A 24,405-nucleotide genomic window follows, 5' to 3' on the forward strand; every position below is an offset into this window, starting at 1 on the left:
CCCGCGCGCCGCCGCGATGGGCCACGGTCAGTCGCCCAGCGCCACGCCTTCGCGGCGCGGATCGGCGCCGCCGGCCCAGACGGCCTTGCCGTCCACGGTCTTGCGCATGATGGCCTGCGTGCCGCTGGTCATCTCGATCTCGGCCACCTGATGGCCCTGCTGGCGCAGCGCGTCCACCAGCCGCGGCGTCACCAGTCCGCGCTCCACCTCGGTCGGGCCGTTGCGGCTGCCGAAGTTGGCCATGCCCACGGCCTGCTGCACGTCCATGCCCCAGTCGAGCAGGCCGACCAGCGTCTTCGACACGTACTCGATGATCTGCGACCCGCCCGGCGACCCCAGCGCGGCCACCAGCTTGCCCGACTGACGGTCGAACACCAGCGTCGGCGCCATCGACGAGCGCGGCCGCTTGCCGGCCTGCACGCGGTTGGCCACGGGCTTGCCGTTCTCGGTCGGGGTGAACGAGAAATCGGTAAGCTGGTTGTTGAGCATAAAGCCGCGCACCATGATGTGCGAGCCGAAGTACGACTCGATCGTCGTCGTCATCGACAACGCCCCGCCCCGGTTGTCGACGGCCACGATCTGCGACGTGGAAATACGCGGCGGCGAGCGGTCCGGCGCGAACGCCACCTTCACGCCGGGTGGCGTGCCGGGCTGGGCCTTGCCCATGCTCTTGTCGCCAATCAGTTGCGCGCGCTCGGCCAGGTAGTTCGGATTGACCATCGCGGCCACGTCCACGGGCACGAAGTCGGCATCGGCCACGTAGAGGCCCCGGTCGGCATAGGCCAGCCGGTCGGCCTCGGCGATGGCATGCACCGCCAGCGGGTTCGGCTCCATCAGCGACGGCAGGTCGACGCGCGACGGCTTCAGGCTGGCCAGCGCATAGCGCGGGTCGCGCTTTTCCAGCGCCTCCAGCGTGCCCAGGATCTGCGCGATGGCAATGCCGCCCGACGACGGCGGCGGCATGCCGCAGACCTTCCACTGCCGGTAGTCGGTGCAGACCGGCACGCGCACCTTGGCCTTGTAGCCCTTGAGATCGGCCACCGAGAGGCTGCCGGGGTTCGGATGCGCGTTGACCTTGGCGGCGATGTCGCGCGCGATCGGGCCGTTGTAGAACACGTTCGGGCCGTTGCGGGCAATCTCGCGCAGCGTCTGCGCCAGTTGCGGATTGCGGATCAGCGTGCCGACCGGCTTGGCCTTGCCCTGCGCGTCAAGGAAGTACGCGGTCATCTCGGGCGAGCCGCCCATGAACTTGTCCGCCGCGACCTGCGTGTAGAGCCGCTGCGACATCGGAAAGCCCTTCTCGGCCAGCCGGATGGCGGGCTGGAACAGCCGCGCCCACGGCAGCCGGCCATGCTCGCGATGCGCCATTTCCAGCGCGCGCAGCACGCCCGGCACGCCCACCGAGCGTCCGCCGATCTGACCTTCGGAGAACTCCATCGGCTTGCCGTCGGGCCGCATGAACAGGTTCTCGGTGGCGCCGGCCGGCGCGGTCTCGCGGCCGTCGTATGCCTGCACGCGCTTGCCGTCCCAGTACATGATGAACGCGCCGCCGCCGATGCCGGTGGCCTGCGGCTCCACCAGCGTCAGCACGGCCTGCATGGCCACGGCCGCGTCGATGGCCGAGCCGCCGGCCCGCAGGATCTCGCGCCCGGCCTCGGTGGCCAGCGGATTGGCCGCGGCCGCCATGTGCTTCTGCGCGTAGGTGGTGGTCATGCCGGGCCGGTAGCCCGACGACACCTCGGGTGCGGCCGGCATGGGCGCCTGGGCCGCCGGCGCCGAGGCCGGGCCCTGGGCGGCAGCCGGCTTGCCGGCGTCCTTGTCCGTCGTGCCGCACGCGGCAAGCAGCGCCGTCAGCGCCACGGCCAGCGTGGCGCGCCAGCGCGGCGATTGGAAACCGGAAACCTGGGAAGTTGCTGCAACGTCGTCAGTCATGCGGTGTCTCCTGGGGGAAGGCTTCGGCGATTGTAGCGGCGAACGGGGCGCCCGGACTTGCGAATAGTCTGAAAACGGCACCCCGGGCGGCCACCGCGTCTGGAGCCGCCAGTCCTGCCGCCAGTCCTGCCGCCAATCCCCCAGCCAGCCCGGCCGTCACACGGCAAAACGGGAGGCCCATGCCTCCCGTCCTTGCTTTGTGTCGACTTCCGACGACCGCGTCAGCGCGTGGTGAACGCCCAGTTCAGGTTCACGCCCTGCCCGTTCAGCGTGCCGCTGACGGTGACGTTGTAGCGCGTGCCGGCGGCCAGCGGCGCGCGCGGCGTGCAGATCGCCAGGCCGCGCGCGGCGCCGGACATGCCCGCGGTGCGCGCGTCCACCTTCTCGCACGGCACGCCGTTGCCGGCCGCGTCGGTAATCGTGAAGGTGTCGGCGTTGAACGCCAGATTGGTGTTCACGGCCTGCACGGTCACCGGATAGCCCATGGTCTGCCCCGCGTAGGCCGGTGCCGGGTTCGGGCTTTCGTTGTTGACCCAGCTTGCCGGCACGTCGGCCTGGCCGTTGTAGGGGTAGGCCACCATCTGGTTGTCGGCGCCGCCCTGGCTGCGGTCGGCCAGGTCGATCGTCTGGTAGTAGTACGCCTGCGTGCCGCCGCTGCTGCCGGCGGCCACGCTCTCGGCAAACCCGCTGCCAGCCGAGCCGTAGCTGCCCAGCAGCGCGGCGCGATGGAACGGCGCGTCCACCAGATCCACCACAAGCTGGTCCTTCGGCGTCATCGACAGGCTGGCGCCCGACTGCGACGTCCAGCGGTTGGCGCCGGCCACCACTTCGGCCGTGGCGTTGGTCGGATAGGCGGCCTGGATGCGGTCGTTGGGCGCCGCGCCGGTGTAGCCGGTCTTGCCCGACTGCTCGTCGTGCGTGAGCGTGTTGTTGGCCAGCATGTAGGCCGTGTGGTTCTGCGCGACGGTGTTCAGCGCATCGCGCGCGGTCAGCGGCGCCAGGCCCACCTGCTCGCGGCGATAGTTGGCGTAGCACAGGCCCGCGCTGCGGGCATCGGCCAGCACGCGATAGCCGGACACGCCGGTGCCGCGCGCGGGCAGCAGCGCGACCGATCCGGTGACCGGGGCCGGCGCGCTGCCGGACACGGTGTAGCAGGCCCGGTCGGTGCCGCCGGCCGTGGGCGCGGTGGCCGTGGCGCCCGTGCCCGTCGACGGCTGCGTGCCGGTGCCCGTCGCGGGCTGCGCCGCCGATTGCGCCGGGCTGCCCGACGCCGCCGTGCTGCTGCTGCCGCCATCGCCGCCACCGCAGGCGGCCAGCGTCAGCGCCGCGCCGGCGGCCATGGCGCCGCAGGCCAGCGGGCGCAGCTTCAGAAAGGCAAAGGGCAAGGGTTTCCCTGACATGGAATCGTCTCGGTGCATGGCAATCTAGGAATGGGGAAACTGCCCGCATGGCGGCCGCGCGGGCCGTCACAACGCCAACCAGGGCGCGGCAGCGCCGCGATGGGAGGCGTCCGGGGCAGATGGAACGGGGTGATGGTAGGGAGGCATCCCGGACCCGTCCAGCCTGCGAACATTTTCTTACGGTGTGATCCGGGCGCGCTGCACGTGGCGGCCCGGCGGGCGATTCAGGCGGACGGGGGCGCCTCGCCGGTCACATCGGCCATGCCGTTGCCCAGCGACGTCATGACCGCCATCAACTGCTCGCGCAGCCAGCGGTTGGCGCCGTCGTTCTCGCCGCCAGCGTGCCAGTACAGGTGCAGCTCCAGCGACGGCACCTTGAACGGCAGCGACAGCAGCCGGTTGGCGTACGGCTCGTTGGCGATACGCGCGTAGCGCAGCGGCAGCGTGGCCAGCAGATCGGTACAGCTCACCACGCGGCAGGCCGCCGCATAGTGCTGGCAGCGCAGCCGCACGCGGCGCGTCAGGCCCATCCGGTGCAGCGCCTGGTCTTCGAGCCCCGCGCCGCGCCGGCGTGACGAGACGTGGACGTGCTCGGCAGCCAGGTAGCGTTCCAGCGTCAGTTCCTTCTTGACCAGCGGATGGTCGCGCCGGGCCAGCACGACCATCGGATCGGACATGAACGCGACATGGTGGATTGCCGGCGAGACCGGCAGCAGGATGTCGATGGCGGTGTCCAGCGTGCCGGCCAGCAGTTCGGACTCCATCTCGCGGCGGTCGAAGCGGATGGCGGCGATTTCCACGTGCGGCGCCATGGCCGTCACGCGGGCCATCAGCGGCGGCAGCAGCGTGCTTTCCAGCGCGTCGCGCATGCCGATGGTGAAGCGGCGCGTGGTGTTGGCGGGGTCGAAGTGCGGCGTGTCCTGCAGCGTGCGCGCGAACGATTGCAGCGCGCCGCGCACCTCGCCGGCCAGCGAGCGCGCCAGGGGCGTGGGCGCCATGCCCTGCCCGCGCCGCTCGAACAGCGGGTCGTCGAACAGCGTGCGCAGCCGGCCCAGCGCGTGGCTCACGGCCGGCTGGGTCAGGTTGAGCTGGCGGGCCGCGGCGGTGATGCTGCCTTCGCTGTAGATGGCGTCGAAGACGACGAACAGATTAAGGTCGATCCGGCTCAGTTGCATGGCACCTTCCTGCACGAACAATGGACTGGCGCGACACCCCGGCGCCGATGTCGCGCATTCTGGCACGGAATGCAGCACATTGATACTGACCAATCCAGAAAATTCATTTTTCTAATTTGAATCGTTCCGCTAGAGTAGCCACAGTCGGCACGCGCGTGCCCACCAAACCCCCGAGGAGACCTCATGCAATTCGAATACTCGCCCAAGGTCAAGGAGATGCAGGCCAGGCTGCTGGCCTTCTTCGACAAGCACATCTATCCGAACGAAAAGCGCTTCTATGCCGAAGTGCAGGCCAACCGCGAGGCCGGCAATGCGTGGGTGCCCACCAAGGTGGTGGAGGAACTGAAGCCGCTGGCACGCGAGGCCGGCCTGTGGAACCTGTTCCTGCCGCGTTCCAAGCGGGCCCCGGAGGGGCTGTCCAACCTCGAATACGCGCCGATGTGCGAGATCATGGGCCGCGTGCCCTGGTCGGCCGAGGTCTTCAACTGCGCCGCGCCGGACACCGGCAACATGGAGACGCTGGAACGCTACGCGTCCGAGGCGCTCAAGGACCAGTGGCTGGAGCCGCTGCTGCGCGGCGAGATCCGCTCGGCCTTCCTGATGACCGAGCCGGCCGTGGCGTCGTCGGACGCCACCAACATCGCCTGCCGCATCGAGCGCGACGGCGACCACTACGTGATCAACGGCACCAAGTGGTGGTCGTCGGGCGCCGGCGACCCGCGCTGCAAGGTCTACATCGTGATGGGCAAGACCGACCCCGAGGCGGGCCGCCACGAGCAGCAGTCAATGATCGTCGTGCCGGCCGACACGCCGGGCATCACGATCAAGCGCTTCCTGCCGGTGTTTGGCTATGACGACGCGCCGCACGGCCACATGGAGATCGAGCTGAAGGACGTGCGCGTGCCGGCCGAGAACATCCTGCTGGGCGAAGGCCGCGGCTTCGAGATCGCGCAGGGCCGCCTGGGCCCGGGCCGCATCCACCACTGCATGCGCAGCATCGGCGTGGCCGAGCGCGCGCTGGAACTGATGTGCAAGCGCAGCCTGGAGCGCGTGGCCTTTGGCAAGCAGATTGCCCGCCATGGCGTCACGCAGGAGCGCATCGCCGAGGCCCGCTGCGATATCGAGATGGCGCGCCTGCTGACGCTGAAGGCCGCCTACATGATGGATACCGTGGGCAACAAGGTGGCCAAGGCCGAGATCGCGATGATCAAGGTGGTGGCGCCCAACGTGGCCCTGCGCGTGATCGACTGGGCCATCCAGGTGCATGGCGCCGCCGGCGTGTCCAGCGACTTCCCGCTGGCCAACTGGTGGGCCCACCAGCGCACGCTGCGCCTGGCCGACGGTCCGGACGAGGTGCACCGCAACGCCATCGCCAAGCTGGAACTGGCCAAGCACATGAACGTCAGCGCCGACAGCATCCAGATGCCGGTCACGCGCGGTTCCTGACCTGCCCCGCCCTGACCTGACCTGACCTGCCGCCCGGGCCGGCGCCCCCACTCCAGGGGGCCCGGCCCGGCGCGTTAGATCTCCCGTCAGCAGGGTTTTTCACTCTGTGCTGTAATGCCTCCGCCAATTCACCATGGAGCGCGTTGCAAAATGATCGACGTCTATTCGTGGGCCACCCCGAACGGCCACAAGGTCCACATCATGCTCGAGGAATGCGGTCTCGAGTACAAGGTGCATCCGATCAACATCGGCGCCGGCGACCAGTTCGGCGACGACTTCCTCAAGATCAGCCCCAACAACAAGATCCCGGCGATCGTCGACAGTGACGGCCCCGACGGCGCGCCGATCTCGCTGTTCGAATCGGGCGCGATCCTGCTCTACCTGGCCGGCAAGACCGGCAAGTTCCTGCCCGACGACGTGCGCGGCAAGTACGACGCGCTGCAATGGCTGATGTTCCAGATGGGCGGCGTGGGCCCGATGCTGGGCCAGGCGCACCATTTCCGCATCTACGCCCCGGAAAAGATCGAATACGCGGTCAACCGCTACACCAACGAGGCCCGGCGCCTGTATGGCGTGATCGACAAGCAGCTGTCCCGCCACGCCTGGCTGGCCGGCGACGGCTACACCATCGCGGACATCGCCACCTTCCCGTGGCTGCGCAGCTGGCAGAACCAGGGCGTGGAGCTGGACGACTACCCGCACCTGAAGCGCTGGTTCAACGAGATTGCCGAGCGCCCGGCCGTCAAGCGCGGCGTGGAGGTGCTGGCCAAGGAGCGCAAGCCGCTGCAATCGGACAAGGAACGCGAGATCCTGTTCGGGGCCACGCAATATCAGCGCCGCTGACCGCCGCCGGCCGTTGCCGGAATGACACATTACCGTCAACCGATGCCGGCCTCGGTTTCGGCCGGCGGGGTGTGACGGAGGTTGGCTGCGGGGTGGCAAGGGGGCCGGCTGCACGGCCTTTCGGAACCTGCCAGGCAGGCCGGGGGTGCCCGGCGCCCCGGTATCCGCAATGGACGGCGTGGCGCGGTTTTCCGCCCCGCCGCCCATGCCGGGCGGGGCCGTTTTCGGTGCCCCTGTGTTCGACGGACAGGCTGGCATCTGTGCCGCCATCGCGATAGTCAGCGCGCTTAGGATTGCGATCTGGCACCGATAGAACGACGAACTATAAGTTGTCGTTGTGCATAGGTCGAACCCTTAGGCTCGATCGACTTAGCGACTTAGTATCCACACAGCAGCATATGACAGCAGACCCACTCAAGCTGTTCGGGCGGCACCTGACCTGGTTGCGCAAGCAGCGCGGTTGGTCACAGGAAGCGCTGTCGCTGGAAAGCGGCCTGGCCCGATCGTACCTCAGCGGCATCGAACGCGGCACGCGCAATGTTGCGCTATACAACATATGTACCCTCGCGGATACGCTCGGTGTTGCGCCAACCGAGATGCTTGACTTTTCCAAGCATCGTGCCGAGGAGAGCCAGGACGCGCCCCGGTCGCCGTTCGACGCCGAGCAGTCGCCGTCCGTGCAGGCCACGCTGCGGTACATGGCGGAACTGAACGACGTGGACCGCGACGTCGTGGCCGGCGTGGCCCGCGCGCTGGCCCGGCGCCACACGCGCTGAAGCACCACCCCGGCGCCCAGGCCGGGCGCCCTTCGCCAGCCGCGCCGCGCGCGCTCAGACGTTCAGCATGCCCTGCTGCTCGATGAAGGCGATGACCTGGTCCAGCCCCTGCCCCGACTTCACGCTGCCCATCACGAACGGACGCTCGCCGCGCATCTTGCGCGTGTCGCTTTCCATGATTTCCAGCGACGCCCCCACGTACGGCGCCAGGTCGGTCTTGTTGACCACCAGCAGGTCTGACTTGGTGATGCCCGGCCCGCCCTTGCGCGGGATCTTCTCGCCGCCGGCCACGTCGATCACGTAGATCGTCAGGTCCGACAGCTCGGGGCTGAACGTGGCGGCGAGGTTGTCGCCGCCCGATTCGATGAACACCACGTCGGCGTCGGGAAACTTCGCCAGCATGCGGTCCACCGCCTCCAGGTTGATCGACGCATCCTCGCGGATCGCCGTGTGCGGGCAGCCGCCCGTCTCCACGCCCATGATCCGCTCCGCCGGCAGCGCGCCCGAGATGGTCAGCAGGCGCTGGTCTTCCTTCGTGTAGATGTCGTTGGTGATCGCCACGAGGTCATAGCGGTCGCGCATGGCCTTGCAGAGCATTTCCAGCAGCGTGGTCTTGCCGGAGCCCACCGGGCCGCCCACGCCGACGCGCAGGGGAGGATTCTTCTTGGTACGGGTCATGATCGAAAGCTTCAGGAGTTGGGCCGGCCGCCTACGAGCGGAACAGCCGGGAATACTGGGTCTCGTGCCGGGCCGACAGCAGCCCGAGCATGGGCGAGAACGTGGAGAGCCGCGGCGGCTCGGCATCGGCGCGGCGTACGGCTTCGTCGACGGTCGCCTGCACGGCGCCATGCAGCCCAAGCAGGATGCGTTGTCCGGCCACCTGCCCCAGCGGCACGGCCTTGATCGCGGCGGCCACCTGGTTCTCGGCCCAGTTGAACGCATAGGCCGCCAGGCCGTCGCGCCCGTCGATGCCCAGCGCCACGCAGGCCGCCGTGAACGCCGTGGGCAGGCACAGCGGCGACAGGTCGCGCAGCACGCCGCGCATGGCGTCGTCGCCCCAGCCCATCTGCGCGACGAGCTTCGCCAGCGACCATCCCATCTGCTCGGTCTCCAGCCGCAGCTCGGCCGTCTCGCGCGTGGCATGGAACCAGCCGTTCCAGTGCGCCACCGCGTCGTGATCGCCAGCCCGCCACGCGCGATGCAGCAGCAGCCAGACCGGCGCCTCGCACTGGGCCTGCACGTGCGACAGGTTGTCGTGAATCCACCGCTCCGCCGTGCCGGCATCGGCCACCAGCCCGCAGTCGATGGCCGCCTCCAGCCCCTGCGAATAGCTGAACCCGCCAATCGGCAGCGCCGGCGAGGCCAGGTGCAGCAGGGAGATGAGCTGTGGGAGGGTTGTCATGGGGCGCCCTGGATGCGCCGGCCCTGTCCGCCGGCGGGACGGGGGACCGCATGATCGGTGACCGGGGACGGCAGTTCTACGAAACCGCGTGCCAGCACGGCCAGGCGGATCGATTCCAGCACGCCGTCGATCTCGTGGTCGATCTGGTTGTTCCAGAAGCGCAGGACCGTGTAGCCCTGCGCCTGCAGCCAGCGGTCGCGGGCCATGTCTGCCAGCGTGCCGTGCTGGCTGCCGTCGGCTTCGATGATGAGGTGGTACTGCATGCAGACGAAGTCCGCGACGTAGGGTCCCAGTGGCACCTGCCGCTTGAACTTCAGCCCGAGAAACCGGTGAGCCCGGAGGAAGTACCAGAGGCGTTCTTCGGCATTGGTCTGGCGGGTGCGGAGGGACTTTGCGAACGCGTAGCGACTCAGGCGCCGGCCCTCTCCCCCGGCCCCTCTCCCGCCAGCGGGAGAGGGGAGCAAACCAGCAGCCTCGCCAGCGCTGGCGTCGGCAAGCAAACCGGCAGCCTTGCCGGTGCTGGCAGGGGCGTTATCAGTTCCATTGGTGGTCTCCCCTCTTCCGCTTGCGGGAGAGGGGTTGGGGGAGAGGGCCAGCCGTTCAACCATTGATCACATCCCGTCAATGCTCATGCCCACAGTGTCCCCCATGCCCATGCGAATGCCCATGCCCATGCCCATGCCCATGGTGATCGTGGAACACCGCCTGCGCCGTGGCGTAGTCTTCGGCGAACGTGGCGTCGTGGCCATGTTTGTGGCCGCCGCCGTAGGCGCCGGCTTCGGGTTCGAAGGGGGCGCTGGCGCGGGATGCCTGGACGCCCAGGCGGGCCAGCATGTCGGCCAGCACGGGGTCGTATTCCAGCCGCAGGTAGTCGCGGCCCACTTCCACGGGGGTGTGGCGGTTGCCCAGGTGGTAGGCTGCGCGCATCAGGGCCTGGGGATCGGTGGCGCTGACTTCGAGCACCGATTCCGCAGCGGCCTGGACTTCCACGAAGGTGCCGTCCTCGGCCACCAGCAGGTCGCCGCCGCGCAGCACGGTGCCGCGCGGCAGGAACAGCGCGGCCTCGGTGCCGTTATCGAGCACCGCGCGCAGGCGGCTCTTGCTGCGGTCGCCGAATGGCAGCACCAGCTTGGGGGCGCGGCGCACCAGTACCGGTGCGATGCCATGCGGCGCGGGCAGGACTTTGTCGATCTTGATCACGGGTCAGAACAGGAAGTAGCGCTGCGCCATCGGCAGCACGGTGGCGGGCTCGCACGTCAGCAACTGGCCGTCGGCCACCACCTGGTACGTCTCGGGATCGACGGTGACGTGGGGCTGCCAGTCATTGTGCACCATGTCGCGCTTGCTGACGGTGCGGCAGCCGCGCACGGCGGCCAGCGTCTTGGCCAGCCCGTAGCGCCCGCCCACGTCGGCCGCCAGCGCGGCCTGCGAGACGAACGTCAGCGACGACCTGGGCAGCGCGCCGCCGGCCGATGCGAACATCGGGCGGTAGTGCACCGGCTGGGGCGTCGGGATCGACGCGTTGGGGTCGCCCATGGCCGCCGCGGCGATCATGCCGCCCTTGAGGATCAGGCTCGGCTTCACGCCGAAGAACGCCGGCTTCCAGAGCACCAGGTCGGCCCACTTGCCCACCTCGATCGACCCCACCTCGTGCGCGATGCCGTGCGTCAGCGCCGGGTTGATCGTGTACTTGGCGATGTAGCGCCGCACGCGGAAGTTGTCGTGCCCGCCGCGCGCGTCGTGCGGGTCGCCCGGCAGCTTGCCGCGCTGCGCCGCCATCTTGTGCGCGGTCTGCCAGGTGCGCAGGATCACCTCGCCCACGCGGCCCATGGCCTGCGAATCGCTGGAGATCATCGAGAACGCGCCCAGGTCGTGCAGGATATCCTCGGCGGCGATGGTCTCGCGCCGGATGCGCGACTCGGCAAAGGCGATGTCCTCGGCGATCGACGGGTCCAGGTGATGGCAGACCATCAGCATGTCCAGGTGCTCGTCCAGCGTGTTCACGGTGTACGGCCGCGTGGGGTTGGTCGACGACGGCAGCACGTTGGCCTCACCGCAGACCTTGATGATGTCGGGCGCGTGGCCGCCGCCGGCGCCCTCCGTGTGATACGTGTGGATCGTGCGGCCCTTGAACGCGGCGATGGTGGCCTCGACGAAGCCGCCTTCGTTCAGCGTGTCGGTGTGGATGGCCACCTGGGTGTCGGTGTCGTCGGCCACGGTCAGGCAGGTGTCGATGGCCTGCGGCGTGGTGCCCCAGTCCTCGTGCAGCTTCAGCCCGATGGCCCCGGCCTGCACCTGTTCGGTCAGCGGGCCGGTCTGGCTGGCGTTGCCCTTGCCCAGGAAGCCGATGTTCATCGGGTAGGCGTCGGCGGCCTGCAGCATCCGCTCCATGTACCACGGGCCCGGCGTCACGGTGGTGGCGTAGGTGCCCGTGGCCGGGCCCGTGCCGCCGCCAATCATCGTCGTCACGCCGCTCATCAGCGCCTCTTCGATCTGCTGCGGGCAGATGAAGTGGATGTGGGTGTCGATGCCGCCGGCCGTGACGATCATGCCCTCGCCGGCAATGACCTCGGTGCCGGGGCCCACGACGATGGTCACGCCCGGCTGGATGTCCGGGTTGCCGGCCTTGCCGATGCCGGCGATGCGGCCGTGCTTCAGCCCGATGTCGGCCTTGACGATGCCCCAGTGATCGACGATCAGCGCGTTGGTGATGACCGTGTCGACGCAGTCCTGCGACATGCGCTGGCTCTGCCCCATGCCGTCGCGGATCACCTTGCCGCCGCCGAACTTGACCTCCTCGCCGTAGATCGTGAAGTCGCGCTCGACCTCGATCACCAGCCCCGTGTCGGCCAGCCGCAGGCGGTCGCCCGTGGTGGGGCCGAACATCTCGGCATACGCCTGCCGCGAAATCTTCACGCTCATCACAGCGCTCCCATGATCTTGCCGTTGAAGCCGTAGACGATGCGGTCGCCGTCCAGCGCCACGAGCTGCACCGTGCGCGACTGGCCGGGCTCGAAGCGCACGGCCGTGCCCGCCGCGATGTCCAGCCGGAAGCCGCGCGCGGCCTCGCGGTCGAACGACAGCGCCGCGTTCGTCTCGTAGAAGTGGAAGTGCGAGCCCACCTGCACCGGGCGGTCGCCCGTGTTGGCCACGGTCACGCTGACCGTCGGCCGGCCCGCGTTCAGTTCGATCTCGCCGTCCAGCGGCATCAGTTCCCCGGGAATCATCGCCTGGCTCCTTGGGTTGGGTCAGGCCACCAGCAGGCCGGCGCCGTACAACGCCACGCCTGCCCCCGCCACGCGCGCGATCCAGCCCGCATGGCGGCGCAGGAACGTGCCGGCGCCGATGCCCATCACGTGCAGCGCCATCGTGCTCGCGGCAAAGCCGCCGACGTAGGCCAGCACGGCCGGCAGCGCGGCGGCCGTGGCGGGCAGCTCGGCGCCGTGCGCGTAGCCGTGGAACAGCGCGAAGCCGCCGACGATGGCCATGCCGGCCGGCGCCGACAGCCGGGCGCGTGCGGCCACCAGCAACCCGATCACGAGCAGCGAGGCGGCGATCATCGGCTCCACGGCCGGCAGCGACAGGCCCGCCAGGCCCAGCACCGCGCCCACCAGCATCATCGCCACGAACACGAACGGCAGGCGCAGCAGCGCGCGCTTCGCATCGCCCTGCCCGAACGCGCTTTGCGTCGGCGCGGCCAGCGCGCTCCAGACGCCCACGGCGGCCATGGCCAGCAGGTGGTCGGCGCCCGTGAACGGATGGGCCAGCCCGGCGAACAGGCTGGCGCCGACCGTGGCGGCGTCGTGGCCCGGATGGGCCAGGGCCGAGGCGGCGGCCAGCGACAGCGCGGCGCCGGTGGCCACGCGCGGCGCCAGCGTGCGCAGGCGGCGGCGGACGGTATCGAGGGAATGGGCGGAATGGCGCATCGGGTGGTTCCTCTTGTTGTGCATGTCGGATGGGCGGGGCTGGCGCGGCATGGGCGCGTCAGACAATCGGGTGGTGGACGGTCACGAGCTTGGTGCCGTCCGGGAAGGTGGCCTCGACCTGGATCTCGGGGATCATCTCGGCCACGCCGTCCATGACTTCCTCGCGCGCCAGCACGGTGGTGCCTTCGTGCATCAGCTCGGCCACGGTGCGGCCATCGCGCGCGCCTTCCATGATGGCGGCCGTGATCAGCGCCACGGCCTCGGGGTAGTTGAGCTTGAGCCCGCGCGCGCGGCGGCGTTCGGCCAGCAGCGCGGCGGTGAAGATCAGCAGCTTGTCTTTCTCGCGCGGTGTCAGTTCCATGTGTCGGATCCAGTTCTTCGTGGTTGTTCAGGTGGCCCAGAGCCGCAGCGGGCGGGCCGGCACGCCGTGCAGCGGCTGGCGCAGGACCTGCCAGCCGTCGATCATCAGGTGTCGCACGGCCTCCATGTCGCGGCCCAGCACGCGCATCAGTAGCATCGGCATCGATGCCGGCCCGGCGGCGGCCAGGCAGGTCACGCCGGCGCGCAGGTCGGGCCGGTACGGCAGCGACGCAGCCAGCGCCTCGGCCAGATCCTGCGTGGCGCCCTGCCCCACGGCCCAGAGCGTGCCGAGGATGGGCAGGCCGTCCAGGCCGGCCACCGCGCCGCGCAACGGCGACGCGGCGTCGAAATGCGACTGCTCGATCCACAGCGCGCGGCCGGCGCAGGCAATGCGCGTGTCGAGCCACAGCGATCCGCTGGCCCAGCGCTCGCCCGAGGCCAGCCGGCCCAGCACGACGGCGTCCCAGCCGATGGCGCTGCCGCCGGGCGCCACGTCGACGTCGGTGCCGATCCGCGCGCGGGCATCGTCGAACACGATGTTCTCCTGCGGCAGCCAGTCCAGCCGTGCGCCTTCGGCCACGTCGATGCGCACATGCTGCGCGGCGTCGCGGCCGAGCGACTTGTACCACTTGGTGGCGCCCGGCGTTGCCAGCACCGCATGGGCGCCCGGCGCCACGGCGATGTCGATGTCCAGCCGGTCGCCACCAGCCACGCCGGCCGGCGGGTGCAGCACCACGCCGTGGCAGATGTCGCCCTCGGGATAGAGCGGCTTCTGCACGCGCAGCGGGCCTTCGTGGCGGCGCTCGACCATGGCGGTGCGGCCCGCGCGCACGGCAAAGCGCAGGCGCAGGCTGGCGTGCCACGTGGACGAGGCGGCAAGCGACGAAGGGAAATCGGGGTGACGCATCGAAACGGATTCGGCGGGTTCAGGGGGCGCGGGGGCGTTGGCGGCGATCATAGCGCGCGGCCGCCTCCACCGGAAGGCGGCACGGCGGCCGGCGCAGGCGGCGCGGCGTCAGACGGCGATCAGCTCGCGCACACCGTCCTGCTCCATCGTCGCGCCCGCGCCCTTGGCCACCACCTCGCCGCGGCTCATCACCACGTAGTGGTCGGCCAGGTGGCGCGCGAACTCGTAGTACTGCTCCACCAGCAGCACGGTCATGCCGTACTCGTCCACCAGCAGCCGCAGCGCCCGGCCGATGTCCTGGATGATCGACGGCTGGATGCCCTCGGTGGGCTCGTCCAGGATCAGCAGGCTGGGCTCGCTCATCAGCGCGCGGCCGATGGCCAGTTGCTGCTGCTGGCCGCCCGACAGGTCGCCGCCGCGCCGCTGGCGCATGGTGCGCAGCACCGGGAACAACTGGTAGATGCGGTCCGGCACGCCGTCCGGCTTGCCGCGGCTGGCCGCGCCGATCAGCAGGTTTTCCTCGACCGTCAGGCGCGGAAAGATCTCGCGCCCCTGCGGCACATAGGCCAGCCCGGCCGACACGCGCTCGTACGGCGCCTTCTTCTCCAGCGCCTTGCCGTCCCAGCGGACCGTGCCGCTGCGCGTGGGCACCACGCCCATCAGGCACTTCAGCAGCGTGCTCTTGCCCACGCCGTTGCGGCCCAGCAGCGTGGTCAGCCGGCCCTGCGGCACGTCGAACGAGACATCGCGCAGGATGTGGCTGCCGCCGTAGAACTGGTTCAGTGCATTGACCTGCAGCATCGTTATCTTCCCAGGTAGGATTCGATCACGCGCTCGTCGCGCTTCACGGCGTCGAGCGTGCCCTCGGCCAGCAGGCTGCCTTCGGCGAGCACGGTGACCTTGCCGGCGTCGCCGGCCAGCGCGGCCACGAATTCCATGTCGTGCTCCACCACCATCATCGAGCAAGTGCCGCGCAGGCTGTTCAGCAGGCCGGCCAACTGCATCGTTTCCTCGTCGGTCATGCCGGCCACCGGCTCGTCGAGCAGCAGCAGCTGCGGTTGCTGCATCAGCAGCATGCCGATCTCCAGCCGCTGCTTCTGCCCGTGCGACAGCAGGCCCGCCGGCCGGTAGGCTTCGTCCTCCAGCCCGGTCAGCGCCAGCGTTTCCTCGATGCGGCGGTGGCCGTCGCCGGTCAGCCGCGCGCGCAGCGACGACCACCAGCGCTTGTCGGCCTTCATCGCCAGTTCCAGGTTTTCCCAGACTTCGTGCTGCTCGAAGACCGTGGGCTTCTGGAACTTGCGGCCGATGCCGGTCTGGGCGATCTTCGGCTCGGTCATGCGCATCAGGTCGATGGTCTGGCCCAGGAACACGCGGCCCGTGACGTTGGCGTTGCGCGGGCCGGTCTTGCCGGTAATCACGTCCATCATCGTCGTCTTGCCGGCGCCGTTGGGGCCGATCACGCAACGCAGCTCGCCGTGGTCGATCGACAGCGACAGCTTGTTCAGCGCGCGAAAGCCGTCGAACTGCACGGTCAGGTCCTCGATGTAGAGGATCGGGCCGTGCGTGGTGTCGATGACGCCCGGCTCGACGATGCGGCCCAGGCCCGTGGCGTCGCCGTTTTCGGCCTGCTCCACTCCCAGTGCGGCGTTCATGCGTTGCTCCCTTGTTGCGGCGCGGCCACCGGTTCCTCGGCCGCCGCGGCGTCGATCTTCTGCGCGGCGGTGCGCCGGCCGCGCAGGCGGCGCACCAGGCCGACCACGCCGTCGGGCAGGTACAGCGTCACCAGCACGAACATCGCACCGAGCAGGAACAGCCAGTACTCGGCAAAGTACGCCGTGAACATCGTCTTGGCACCGTTGACCAGGAACGCGCCGACGATCGGCCCAATCAGCGTGCCGCGCCCGCCCACGGCCACCCAGACGGCCATCTCGATCGAGTTGGCCGGCGACATCTCGCCCGGGTTGATGATGCCCACCTGCGGCACGTACAGCGCGCCGGCAATGCCGCACAGCACGGCCGAGAACGTCCAGACGAACAGCTTGTAGCCAAGCGGGTTGTAGCCGGAAAACATCACGCGCATCTCGGCGTCGCGCACGGCCGTGACCACGCGGCCGAGCTTGGACGTGACGATGTAGCGGCACGCGACGAACCCGCCGACCAGCGCCAGGAACGTCAGCACGAACAGCGCGGTGCGCGTCTCCGGCGCGGCCACGGCGTAGCCGGCGATGCGCTTGAAATCCGTGAAGCCGTTGTTGCCGCCGAAGCCGGTCTCGTTGCGGAAGAACAGCAGCATCGCCGCGTAGGTCATGGCCTGCGTGATGATCGACAGGTAGACGCCCTTGATGCGCGAGCGGAACGCGAAGTACCCGAACAGCCAAGCCAGCACGCCCGGCACCAGCACCACCAGCAGCAGCGCGTACGGCAGGTGCTCGGTGCCTTGCCAGAACCAGGGCAGTTCCTTCCAGTCCAGGAACACCATGAAGTCGGGCAGGTCGCTCTTGTAGACGCCCTCGCGGCCGATGGACCGCATCAGGTACATGCCCATCGCGTAGCCACCCAGCGCGAAGAACAGCCCGTGGCCCAGGCTCAGGATGCCGCAGTAGCCCCAGACCAGGTCCAGCGCGATGGCGGCCAGCGCAAAGCACATGATCTTGCCGACCAGCGTCAGCGCGTAGGCCGACAGGTGCAGCGGATGCCCCTCGGGCAGCAGCAGCGCGCAGACCGGCACGCCGATGCCGACGATGGCGGTCAGCGCCACCAGCAGGGTCCAGACGCGGACCGAGAACAGCGGCTGGCGCTCGGGCACGGCCAGGCGGAACGTCTTGCCGGATTCAGAGGAAAAACTGCGCATGTCAGGCCTCCGCGCTGCGCCCCTTGAGCGCGAAAAGTCCCTGTGGCCGTTTCTGGATGAACAGCACGATCAGCACGAGGACGAAGATCTTGGCCAGCACCGCGCCGTAGAACGGCTCGATGAACTTGTTGATGATGCCCAGGCCGAAGGCGCCGACGATGGTCCCGGCCAGCTGGCCCACGCCGCCGAGCACCACGACCATGAACGAGTCGATGATGTACGCCTGGCCCAGATCCGGGCCCACATTGCCGATCTGCGACAGCGCGCAGCCGCCCAGCCCGGCGATGCCGGCGCCGAACGCGAACGCGTAGCTGTCCACCTTCCAGGTGCGCACGCCCACGCAGGCGGCCATCGTGCGGTTCTGCGTCGTGGCGCGCACGAACAGGCCCAGCCGCGTGCGGTTCAGCACGGCCCAGGCCACGGCCACCACGCCCAGCGCGAACAGGATGATGACCACGCGGTTGTACGGGATCACGAGCCCGGCCATCGCGGTAAAGCCGCCGCTCATCCACGCCGGGTTGGCCACCTCCACGTTCTGCGCGCCGAAGATCGTGCGCACGGCCTGCATCAGCAGCAGGCTGATACCGAACGTGGCCAGCAGCGTTTCCAGCGGACGGCCGTACAGGTGGCGCAGCACGATGCGCTCGATCGCGAAGCCGACCAGGCCGGCGGCCAGGAACGATGCCGGCAGCGCGGCCAGCAGGTACCAGCCGAACGCCTCGGGCGGCGCGTAGGCGCGGAACAGCGTCTGCACCACGTAGGTGGCATAGGCGCCGATCATCAGGAATTCGCCGTGCGCCATGTTGATGACGCCGATCAGGCCGTAGGTGATGGCCAGGCCCAGCGCGGCCAGCAGCAGCACGCTGCCCAGGCTCAGGCCCGCGAACAGGTTGCCGACCACCTCGGCGCGGCGCTCGCCGCTGCGCAACTGGTCGATGGCCTGCTGGGCGGCCACGCGCACGCCCTCGTCGGGCTCGCGATACTTGCCGGCGTCGTCCTTTTCCATCAGCGGCGCCAGCTTCTGGCGCGACTGCGGGTTGCTGTCGCTGGCCAGGATGCGGATGGCCTCGATGCGGTCGCCGCGCGCCGCGTCGGTACCCTCGGCCAGCACCGTGCTGGCCCAGATCACGTCGAGCCGGGCGCGCAGGCCGGCGTCGGCCTCGGCCTTGCGGGCTGCCTCCACCGCCGGGCGCGACGCGCTCTCGGGCTGGTCCAGCAGCGTGGCGATGGCCTGCGTGCGGACGGCGATGTCGGCCGACTGCAGCAGCAGGCTGCTGGCGGCACTGTCGACGATGGCGCGCAGGCTGTTGTTCAGCGTCAGCGATTCCAGCGAATCGGCCGGCACGGTGACCGGCTGGCCGGTGATCGCGTCGAGCGTCTTGTCGCCGTCGGTGCGCACCATGCCCACGGACGGCGCGTACTGCAGCGCATCGTCCTGCAGCGCCTTCAGGATCGGCTCGGCCTGGGCGGGCGGCGCCTGCGTGATGCGGGTCAGCGCGGCGGACTTCGCATCGAAGTCGTCTTCGGCCAGCGGCTTCAGGTCCGCCTGGGTCAGCGGCGTGGCGGCCCAGAGCGGGGCGGCGGCCAGCAGCAAGGCGGCAAGCACGGCGCGCAGCCATGCCAGCCATGACGCATGTGGTCGGTGCATTCAGGAGTCTGGTGTAGCGCGATGGATCGCGTCTTTTGTTCGTTCGGATGACCTGCGGGCGCCCCCTCTCCCGCCGGGCGGGAAAGGGGATGCATGACCAAGCCGGGGGCGGCTTAGTTGACCTTGTCGGCCTTGCCTTCGTTGCCGGCGATGAACGGGCTCCACGGCTGGGCGCGGACCGGCTTGGCCGTCTTCCACACCACGTTGAACTGGCCGTCGCCCTTCACCTCGCCGATCATCACGGGCTTGTAGAGGTGGTGGTTGTCACCCATGGTCAGCGTGAAGCCGTCCGGGGCCTTGAAGGTCTGGCCGTACATGGCGGCGCGCACCTTGTCCACGTCGGTGGTGCCGGCCTTCTTGACGGCCTGGGCCCACATGTGGATGCCCACGTAGGTGGCTTCCATCGGATCGTTGGTCACGCGCTTGTCGCCGCCGGGCAGGTTGTTGGCCTTGACCCATGCCGCCCACTGCTTCTTGAATGCATCGTTCTGCGGGTTCTTGACCGACATGAAGTAGTTCCACGCGGCCAGGTGGCCCACCAGCGGCTTGGTGTCGATGCCGCGCAGTTCTTCCTCGCCCACGGAGAACGCCACCACCGGCACGTCCTTGGCCTTCAGGCCGGCGTTGCCCAGTTCCTTGTAGAACGGCACGTTGGAGTCGCCGTTGATCGTCGAGATCACGGCGGTCTTGCCGCCCTGCGAGAACTTCTTGATGTTGGCGACGATGGTCTGATAGTCGCTGTGGCCGAACGGGGTGTAGACCTCCTCGATGTCCTTGTCGGCCACGCCCTTGCTCTTCAGGAACGCGCGCAGGATCTTGTTGGTGGTGCGCGGGTAGACGTAGTCGGTGCCCAGCAGGAAGAAGCGCTTGGCGCCGCCGCCTTCCTTGCTCATCAGGTATTCCACCGCCGGGATGGCCTGCTGGTTCGGCGCGGCGCCCGTGTAGAACACGTTCTTGGACATTTCCTCGCCCTCGTACTGCACCGGGTAGAACAGCAGCGAATTCAGTTCCTCGTAGACCGGCAGCACGGACTTGCGCGACACCGACGTCCAGCAGCCGAACGTGACCGCGACCTTGTCCTTGGTGACAAGCTGGCGGGCCTTCTCGGCGAACAGCGGCCAGTTCGAGGCGGGGTCCACCACCACGGGCTCAAGCTTGCGGCCCAGCAGGCCGCCGCTCTTGTTGATCTCGTCGATCGTCATGAGCGCCACGTCCTTCAGCGACGTCTCGGAAATGGCCATCGTGCCGGACAGCGAGTGCAGGATGCCGACCTTGATCGGCTCCTTGGTCTGCGCCATCAGCGGGCTGGTACCGATCATCGCCGCGGCGGCCACCGCCGACAGCTTCAGCATGTCACGTCGTTTCATTGCAGCTCCCAGTTTGTCGTGTTTGGTAGGGACTACGCACCCCGGGTGATGCTTCTGCAACTAGCGTGCCATCGGGCGCATCGCCCGCAAACCGTTGCCAGGCATCGGCGACGCGACAAATCGGCGGAAAGGGAATCGCGGCGCACCAGGACGGTGCGCGTGCCGCGCGGGGCAGGCGGCAGGAGGATGCACCGATGCCGTGCATCGATGCGGCACGGTGCAGGACCGTGCGCCGCCGGTGCATGGCGCACCGCGGGCAATAAAAAACGGGGCCCGAAGGCCCCGTTTCGTCAGATACCGGCGACGGCGGTTACTTGCTCATCCACGGCATCATGTTCGCGTTCATGTTGTGCATGATCCAGAGCGAACCGGCCAGCACGATGAACAGGATCAGGACCGTGAACAGCAGCGCCATCACGTTCCACTTCTGGCCATCGGAGCCGTCCAGGTGCAGGAAGTACTTCAGGTGGACGACGATCTGCACGACGGCCATGCCCAGGATGATCCAGAGCGTGGTGGCGCGGTCCATCGAGCCGTCCATCACGATCTTGAACGGGATCACGGTCAGGATCACGGCCAGCACGAAGCCGATGACGTACGACTTGACGCTGCTGTGGCCGTGCGACGCGCCGTGGGCGCTCGTAGCGTGTTGCTGTGCCATTTACATTGCTCCCATCAGGTAGACGACCGTGAACACGCCGATCCAGACCACGTCCAGGAAGTGCCAGAACAGGCTGAGGCAGTTCAGGCGCTTGGCCACCACCGGCGTCAGGCCCTTCTTCGACAACTGGTACATCAGCACCAGCATCCACACCATGCCGCTTGCCACGTGCAGGCCGTGCGTGCCGACCAGCGTGAAGAACGACGACAGGAACGCGCTGCGGCTGGGGCCGGCGCCTTCGTGGATCAGGTGGGCGAACTCGTTGATTTCCATCGCCATGAAGCCCGCGCCAAGCAGGAACGTCACGGCCAGCCAGAACATCACGCGACCACGCTGCTGGTTCTGCATCGACACCATGGCAAAGCCGTAGGTGATCGACGAGAACAGCAGGATGGCGGTTTCCACGAGCACGTAGTTGAGCTCGAACAGCTCCTTGCCCGACGGGCCGCCCGCCACTTCGCCACGCAGGACGGCGAACGCGGCGAACAGGCACGCGAACAGGATGCAGTCGCTCATCAGGTACAGCCAGAACCCGAAGATCGTGTTCTCGCTGGTGTCGTGATGCGCGTGGTCGTGCGCCTCGTCGTGCGAGTGCGCATGCGCGGGGGCTTGCGCCCCGAAGCGGTCAAGAACTTCTGTCGACATGGTTATCAGCCCTGGGCAGCCACACGCTGCTGGTAGCGGGTTTCGATCTGCTCGACCTCGGCGGCCGGCACGTAGTAGTCGATGTGGTCATCGTTGGCGCGGCGGATGAACGCCACGACCATGCCGACCAGGCCCACGGCGGCCAGCCACCAGATGTGCCAGGTCAGCGCGAAGCCCAGCGCCAGGCTCCAGGCACCCATGTAGAAGCCGGCTGCCGTGTTCTTCGGCATGTGGATCTGCTCGAAGCCGCTGGTCGGCATCTTCTCGCCACGGGCCTTCATGTCGGCAAACGCGTCCAGGTCACGCACCACCGGGGTGTGCGCGAAGTTGTAGAACGCGGGCGGCGACGACGTGGCCCATTCCAGCGTGCGGCCACCCCACGGGTCGCCGGTCACGTCGGCCAGCTTCTTGCGGTCGCGGATCGACACGACGATCTGCAGCACCTGGAAGCCGATGCCCATCGCCACGAACACCACGCCCACCACGGCCAGGTGCAGCCAGGGCGTCCATTCCGGGTTGTCGGTATGGTTCAGGCGGCGCGTCATGCCCATCAGGCCCAGCACGTACAGCGGCATGAACGCGAAGTAGAAGCCCACCAGCCAGCACCAGAAGGCGCACTTGCCCAGGCGCTCGTTCAGCTTGAAGCCGAACGCCTTCGGCCACCAGTAGGTGACGCCGGCCAGGTAGCCGAACAGCACGCCGCCGATGATCACGTTGTGGAAGTGGGCGATCAGGAACAGCGAGTTGTGCAGCACGAAGTCCGCTGCCGGCACGGCCATCAGCACGCCGGTCATGCCGCCGATCACGAACGTGATCATGAAGCCCAGCGTCCACAGCACCGGCGACGTGAACTGCACGCGGCCACGGTACATCGTGAACAGCCAGTTGAAGATCTTCACGCCCGTCGGGATCGAGATGATCATCGTCGTGATGCCGAAGAACGCGTTGACGTTGGCACCGGAGCCCATCGTGAAGAAGTGGTGCAGCCACACGATGAACGACAGGACCATGATCGCGGCCGTGGCGTAGACCATGCCCTTGTAGCCGAACAGCTTCTTGCCCGAGAACGTCGAGATGATTTCCGAGAAGATGCCGAAGGCCGGCAGGATCAGGATGTACACCTCGGGGTGGCCCCAGATCCAGATCAGGTTCACGTACATCATGGCGTTACCGCCGCCATCGTTCGTGAAGAAGTGCATGTCGAAGTAGCGGTCCAGGCCCAGCAGCGCCAGCGACACGGTCAGCACCGGGAAGGCGGCCACGATCAGCACGTTGGTGCACAGGGCCGTCCAGGTGAACACCGGCATGCGCATCAGCGTCATGCCCGGGGCGCGCATCTTCAGGATCGTCACCAGGAAGTTCACGCCGGTAAGCAGCGTGCCCAACCCTGAAATCTGCAGCGACCAGAGGTAGTAGTCCACCCCCACGCCAGGGCTGTAGTCCAGGCCCGACAGCGGCGGGTAGGCCAGCCAGCCGGTGCGCGCGAACTCGCCAACGCCCAGCGACACGTTCACCAGCATCGCGCCGGCCACGAACAGCCAGAAGCTCAGCGTGTTCAGGAACGGGAATGCCACGTCGCGCGCGCCAATCTGCAGCGGCACCACGAGGTTCATCAGGCCCGTCATCAGCGGCATGGCCACGAAGAAGATCATGATCACGCCGTGGGCCGTGAACACCTGGTCGTAGTGCTCGGGCGGCAGGAAGCCGGTGGCACCGTTGGTGGCCACGGCAAGCTGGGTACGCATCATGATGGCGTCGGCAAAGCCGCGCAGCAGCATGATCAGCGCCACCAGCGAGTACATCACGCCGATGCGCTTGTGGTCGACCGAGGTAATCCACTCGGTCCACAGGTAGTCCCACTTCTTGAAATACGTGATCGCGCCGAGCAGCGCCAGCCCGCCAAGGGCCACGCAGCTCAGCGTGATCATGATGATCGGCTCATGAAACGGAATCGCCGACAAACTCAATTTGCCAAACATCATTGCTCCTAGATTTGCGCGCCCACGGCCGGGGTGGCCGGCGTGGTCAGGGACACACGCTCTTCGCCGAGCGTGTTACGCGACGTGCAGACCGGACCGCCATCGAAACCTTCGCGGGCGATTGCACGGCCGTCGTGCCCCATGTACTGATGCAGGATGCCGGTGAACAGGTTGTCTTCGACCTTGCCGAAGTACGTCACCGGTTCTGCCTCGCTCGGCTTGGCCAGGACCTTGTAGTCCGCGGCGGCGAGCTGCTTGCTGGACGCGCGCACCTGCTCCACCCACTTGTCGAACTCGAAGTTCGACATGGCGATGGTCTTGAACTTCATGCCCGAGAAGCCGCCGCCACTGTAGTTGGCGGACATGCCGTCGTACGTGCCGGCTTCATTGGCGATGAGGTGCAGCTTGGTCTCCATCCCGGCCATGGCGTACACCTGGCTGCCCAGTTGCGGGATGAAGAACGAATTCATGATCGAATCCGACGTGATCTTGAAGTTCACCGGCGTGTTCACCGGCAGCGCCAGCTGGTTGACCGTCGCGATCTTCAGTTCGGGATAGATGAACAGCCATTTCCAGTTCATCGCCACGGCTTCCACCTGCACGGGCTTGACGCTGGATTCCAGCGGCTTGTACGGATCGAGGTCGTGGGAAGACTTCCACGTGATGATGCCCAGCGCGATGATGATCAGGCACGGGATCAGCCAGACCACCACTTCGATCTTCGTCGAGTGCGACCAGTCGGGGTCGTAGGTGGCCGACGTGTTGCTGGCGCGGTACTTCCACGCGAACACGAGCGTCAGGATGATGACTGGCACGACGACCAGCAGCATCAGCCAGGTGGCGATCAGGATGATGCCCTTGATGTCCACGCCGACCTGCCCTTTCGGGTTCATCAGCGCAAAGTCGCAGCCGGCCAGCAGGAGCAGGCCAAGGCAAGGCAGGTACCGCATCAGGCGCGGCATTGTTGGTGTCTTCATGTCACGACGGTCTGGTTGCGCCACGCCTGTGCACAAGCGAGGCACTGCCGCCTGCTGCACGGGGCAACGGGCTGGCTGGGCTGGGGAAAACCGGGGACGTGTCCTAAGCT

General features: G+C 68.1%; 24 protein-coding genes. 3 read left to right on the plus strand and 21 right to left on the minus strand.

What is annotated here, in order from left to right:
* Window positions 1–27 precede the first annotated feature (27 nt).
* The 3 genes from ggt to EHF44_RS17535 form a co-directional block, all read right to left on the minus strand.
* Window positions 28–1,932 (minus strand): gamma-glutamyltransferase, encoded by a 1,905-nt coding sequence (ggt, locus tag EHF44_RS17525; RefSeq protein ID WP_124684830.1) that lies wholly within the window; start codon window positions 1,930–1,932, stop codon window positions 28–30.
* 221 nt (window positions 1,933–2,153) lie between these two features.
* Window positions 2,154–3,332, minus strand: coding sequence for a CAP domain-containing protein (locus EHF44_RS17530; RefSeq protein ID WP_253699919.1), 1,179 nt, complete (start codon window positions 3,330–3,332; stop codon window positions 2,154–2,156).
* 224 nt (window positions 3,333–3,556) lie between these two features.
* Window positions 3,557–4,507, minus strand: a complete 951-nt coding sequence (locus tag EHF44_RS17535; RefSeq protein WP_124684832.1) for a LysR family transcriptional regulator — start codon at window positions 4,505–4,507, stop codon at window positions 3,557–3,559.
* A gap of 183 nt (window positions 4,508–4,690) precedes the next feature.
* Between EHF44_RS17535 and EHF44_RS17540 the strand changes: the two genes are divergently transcribed.
* The 3 genes from EHF44_RS17540 to EHF44_RS17550 all read left to right on the plus strand — a co-directional run bounded on the left by EHF44_RS17540 (window position 4,691) and on the right by EHF44_RS17550 (window position 7,572).
* On the plus strand, window positions 4,691–5,953 hold the full coding sequence (locus EHF44_RS17540) for an acyl-CoA dehydrogenase family protein (protein ID WP_124684833.1): 1,263 nt from the start codon (window positions 4,691–4,693) through the stop codon (window positions 5,951–5,953).
* A gap of 150 nt (window positions 5,954–6,103) precedes the next feature.
* Window positions 6,104–6,796: a glutathione binding-like protein gene (locus tag EHF44_RS17545; protein WP_124684834.1), complete on the plus strand. Its 693-nt coding sequence runs from the start codon at window positions 6,104–6,106 to the stop codon at window positions 6,794–6,796.
* A gap of 398 nt (window positions 6,797–7,194) precedes the next feature.
* Complete coding sequence (locus EHF44_RS17550; RefSeq protein ID WP_124684835.1) at window positions 7,195–7,572, plus strand: helix-turn-helix domain-containing protein; 378 nt, start codon at window positions 7,195–7,197, stop codon at window positions 7,570–7,572.
* A gap of 54 nt (window positions 7,573–7,626) precedes the next feature.
* Here EHF44_RS17550 and ureG read toward each other — a convergent pair whose 3' ends face one another.
* The 18 genes from ureG to cyoA form a co-directional block, all read right to left on the minus strand.
* The gene (ureG, locus tag EHF44_RS17555) at window positions 7,627–8,250 is read right to left on the minus strand and encodes an urease accessory protein UreG (RefSeq protein WP_124684836.1); all 624 of its coding nucleotides are present in this window, start codon (window positions 8,248–8,250) and stop codon (window positions 7,627–7,629) included.
* Between the two features lie 31 nt (window positions 8,251–8,281).
* Window positions 8,282–8,974, minus strand: a complete 693-nt coding sequence (locus EHF44_RS17560; protein ID WP_124684837.1) for an urease accessory protein UreF — start codon at window positions 8,972–8,974, stop codon at window positions 8,282–8,284.
* Window positions 8,971–9,582, minus strand: coding sequence for an endonuclease domain-containing protein (locus tag EHF44_RS17565; protein WP_124684838.1), 612 nt, complete (start codon window positions 9,580–9,582; stop codon window positions 8,971–8,973). Before EHF44_RS17565 ends, EHF44_RS17560 begins: the two co-directional genes overlap by 4 nt.
* 13 nt (window positions 9,583–9,595) lie before the next feature.
* Window positions 9,596–10,174 (minus strand): urease accessory protein UreE, encoded by a 579-nt coding sequence (gene ureE / locus EHF44_RS17570; RefSeq protein WP_124684839.1) that lies wholly within the window; start codon window positions 10,172–10,174, stop codon window positions 9,596–9,598.
* A 3-nt stretch (window positions 10,175–10,177) separates the two neighbouring features.
* On the minus strand, window positions 10,178–11,896 hold the full coding sequence (ureC, locus tag EHF44_RS17575; protein WP_124684840.1) for an urease subunit alpha: 1,719 nt from the start codon (window positions 11,894–11,896) through the stop codon (window positions 10,178–10,180).
* The gene (locus tag EHF44_RS17580) at window positions 11,896–12,201 is read right to left on the minus strand and encodes an urease subunit beta (protein ID WP_124684841.1); all 306 of its coding nucleotides are present in this window, start codon (window positions 12,199–12,201) and stop codon (window positions 11,896–11,898) included. Before EHF44_RS17580 ends, ureC begins: the two co-directional genes overlap by 1 nt.
* A gap of 21 nt (window positions 12,202–12,222) precedes the next feature.
* Window positions 12,223–12,900, minus strand: a complete 678-nt coding sequence (locus EHF44_RS17585; RefSeq protein ID WP_124684842.1) for a HupE/UreJ family protein — start codon at window positions 12,898–12,900, stop codon at window positions 12,223–12,225.
* Between the two features lie 58 nt (window positions 12,901–12,958).
* Window positions 12,959–13,261 (minus strand): urease subunit gamma, encoded by a 303-nt coding sequence (locus EHF44_RS17590; RefSeq protein ID WP_124684843.1) that lies wholly within the window; start codon window positions 13,259–13,261, stop codon window positions 12,959–12,961.
* 27 nt (window positions 13,262–13,288) lie between these two features.
* Window positions 13,289–14,167, minus strand: a complete 879-nt coding sequence (locus EHF44_RS17595) for an urease accessory protein UreD (protein WP_124684844.1) — start codon at window positions 14,165–14,167, stop codon at window positions 13,289–13,291.
* A 108-nt stretch (window positions 14,168–14,275) separates the two neighbouring features.
* Window positions 14,276–14,968 carry an urea ABC transporter ATP-binding subunit UrtE gene (urtE, locus tag EHF44_RS17600; RefSeq protein ID WP_124684845.1) on the minus strand — a complete coding sequence of 231 codons (693 nt, stop codon included), beginning with the start codon at window positions 14,966–14,968 and terminating at the stop codon, window positions 14,276–14,278.
* Between the two features lie 2 nt (window positions 14,969–14,970).
* Entirely contained in the window at window positions 14,971–15,819 is an 849-nt protein-coding gene (urtD, locus tag EHF44_RS17605) for an urea ABC transporter ATP-binding protein UrtD (RefSeq protein WP_124684846.1), read from the minus strand.
* Entirely contained in the window at window positions 15,816–17,018 is a 1,203-nt protein-coding gene (gene urtC, locus EHF44_RS17610; protein ID WP_124684847.1) for an urea ABC transporter permease subunit UrtC, read from the minus strand. Before urtC ends, urtD begins: the two co-directional genes overlap by 4 nt.
* A 1-nt stretch (window position 17,019) precedes the next feature.
* The gene (urtB, locus tag EHF44_RS17615) at window positions 17,020–18,666 is read right to left on the minus strand and encodes an urea ABC transporter permease subunit UrtB (protein WP_124684848.1); all 1,647 of its coding nucleotides are present in this window, start codon (window positions 18,664–18,666) and stop codon (window positions 17,020–17,022) included.
* A gap of 113 nt (window positions 18,667–18,779) precedes the next feature.
* Window positions 18,780–20,033: an urea ABC transporter substrate-binding protein gene (gene urtA / locus EHF44_RS17620; protein WP_124684849.1), complete on the minus strand. Its 1,254-nt coding sequence runs from the start codon at window positions 20,031–20,033 to the stop codon at window positions 18,780–18,782.
* Window positions 20,034–20,343: 310 nt separating this feature from the next.
* On the minus strand, window positions 20,344–20,694 hold the full coding sequence (gene cyoD / locus EHF44_RS17625) for a cytochrome o ubiquinol oxidase subunit IV (protein ID WP_124684850.1): 351 nt from the start codon (window positions 20,692–20,694) through the stop codon (window positions 20,344–20,346).
* Window positions 20,695–21,339, minus strand: a complete 645-nt coding sequence (gene cyoC / locus EHF44_RS17630; RefSeq protein WP_124684851.1) for a cytochrome o ubiquinol oxidase subunit III — start codon at window positions 21,337–21,339, stop codon at window positions 20,695–20,697.
* Between the two features lie 5 nt (window positions 21,340–21,344).
* On the minus strand, window positions 21,345–23,318 hold the full coding sequence (gene cyoB, locus EHF44_RS17635) for a cytochrome o ubiquinol oxidase subunit I (RefSeq protein WP_124685162.1): 1,974 nt from the start codon (window positions 23,316–23,318) through the stop codon (window positions 21,345–21,347).
* Between the two features lie 8 nt (window positions 23,319–23,326).
* Entirely contained in the window at window positions 23,327–24,295 is a 969-nt protein-coding gene (gene cyoA / locus EHF44_RS17640; RefSeq protein ID WP_124684852.1) for a ubiquinol oxidase subunit II, read from the minus strand.
* Between the last annotated feature and the right edge of the window lie 110 nt (window positions 24,296–24,405).

This window comes from Cupriavidus pauculus (assembly GCF_003854935.1).
Taxonomy (GTDB): Bacteria; Pseudomonadota; Gammaproteobacteria; order Burkholderiales; family Burkholderiaceae; genus Cupriavidus; species Cupriavidus pauculus_C.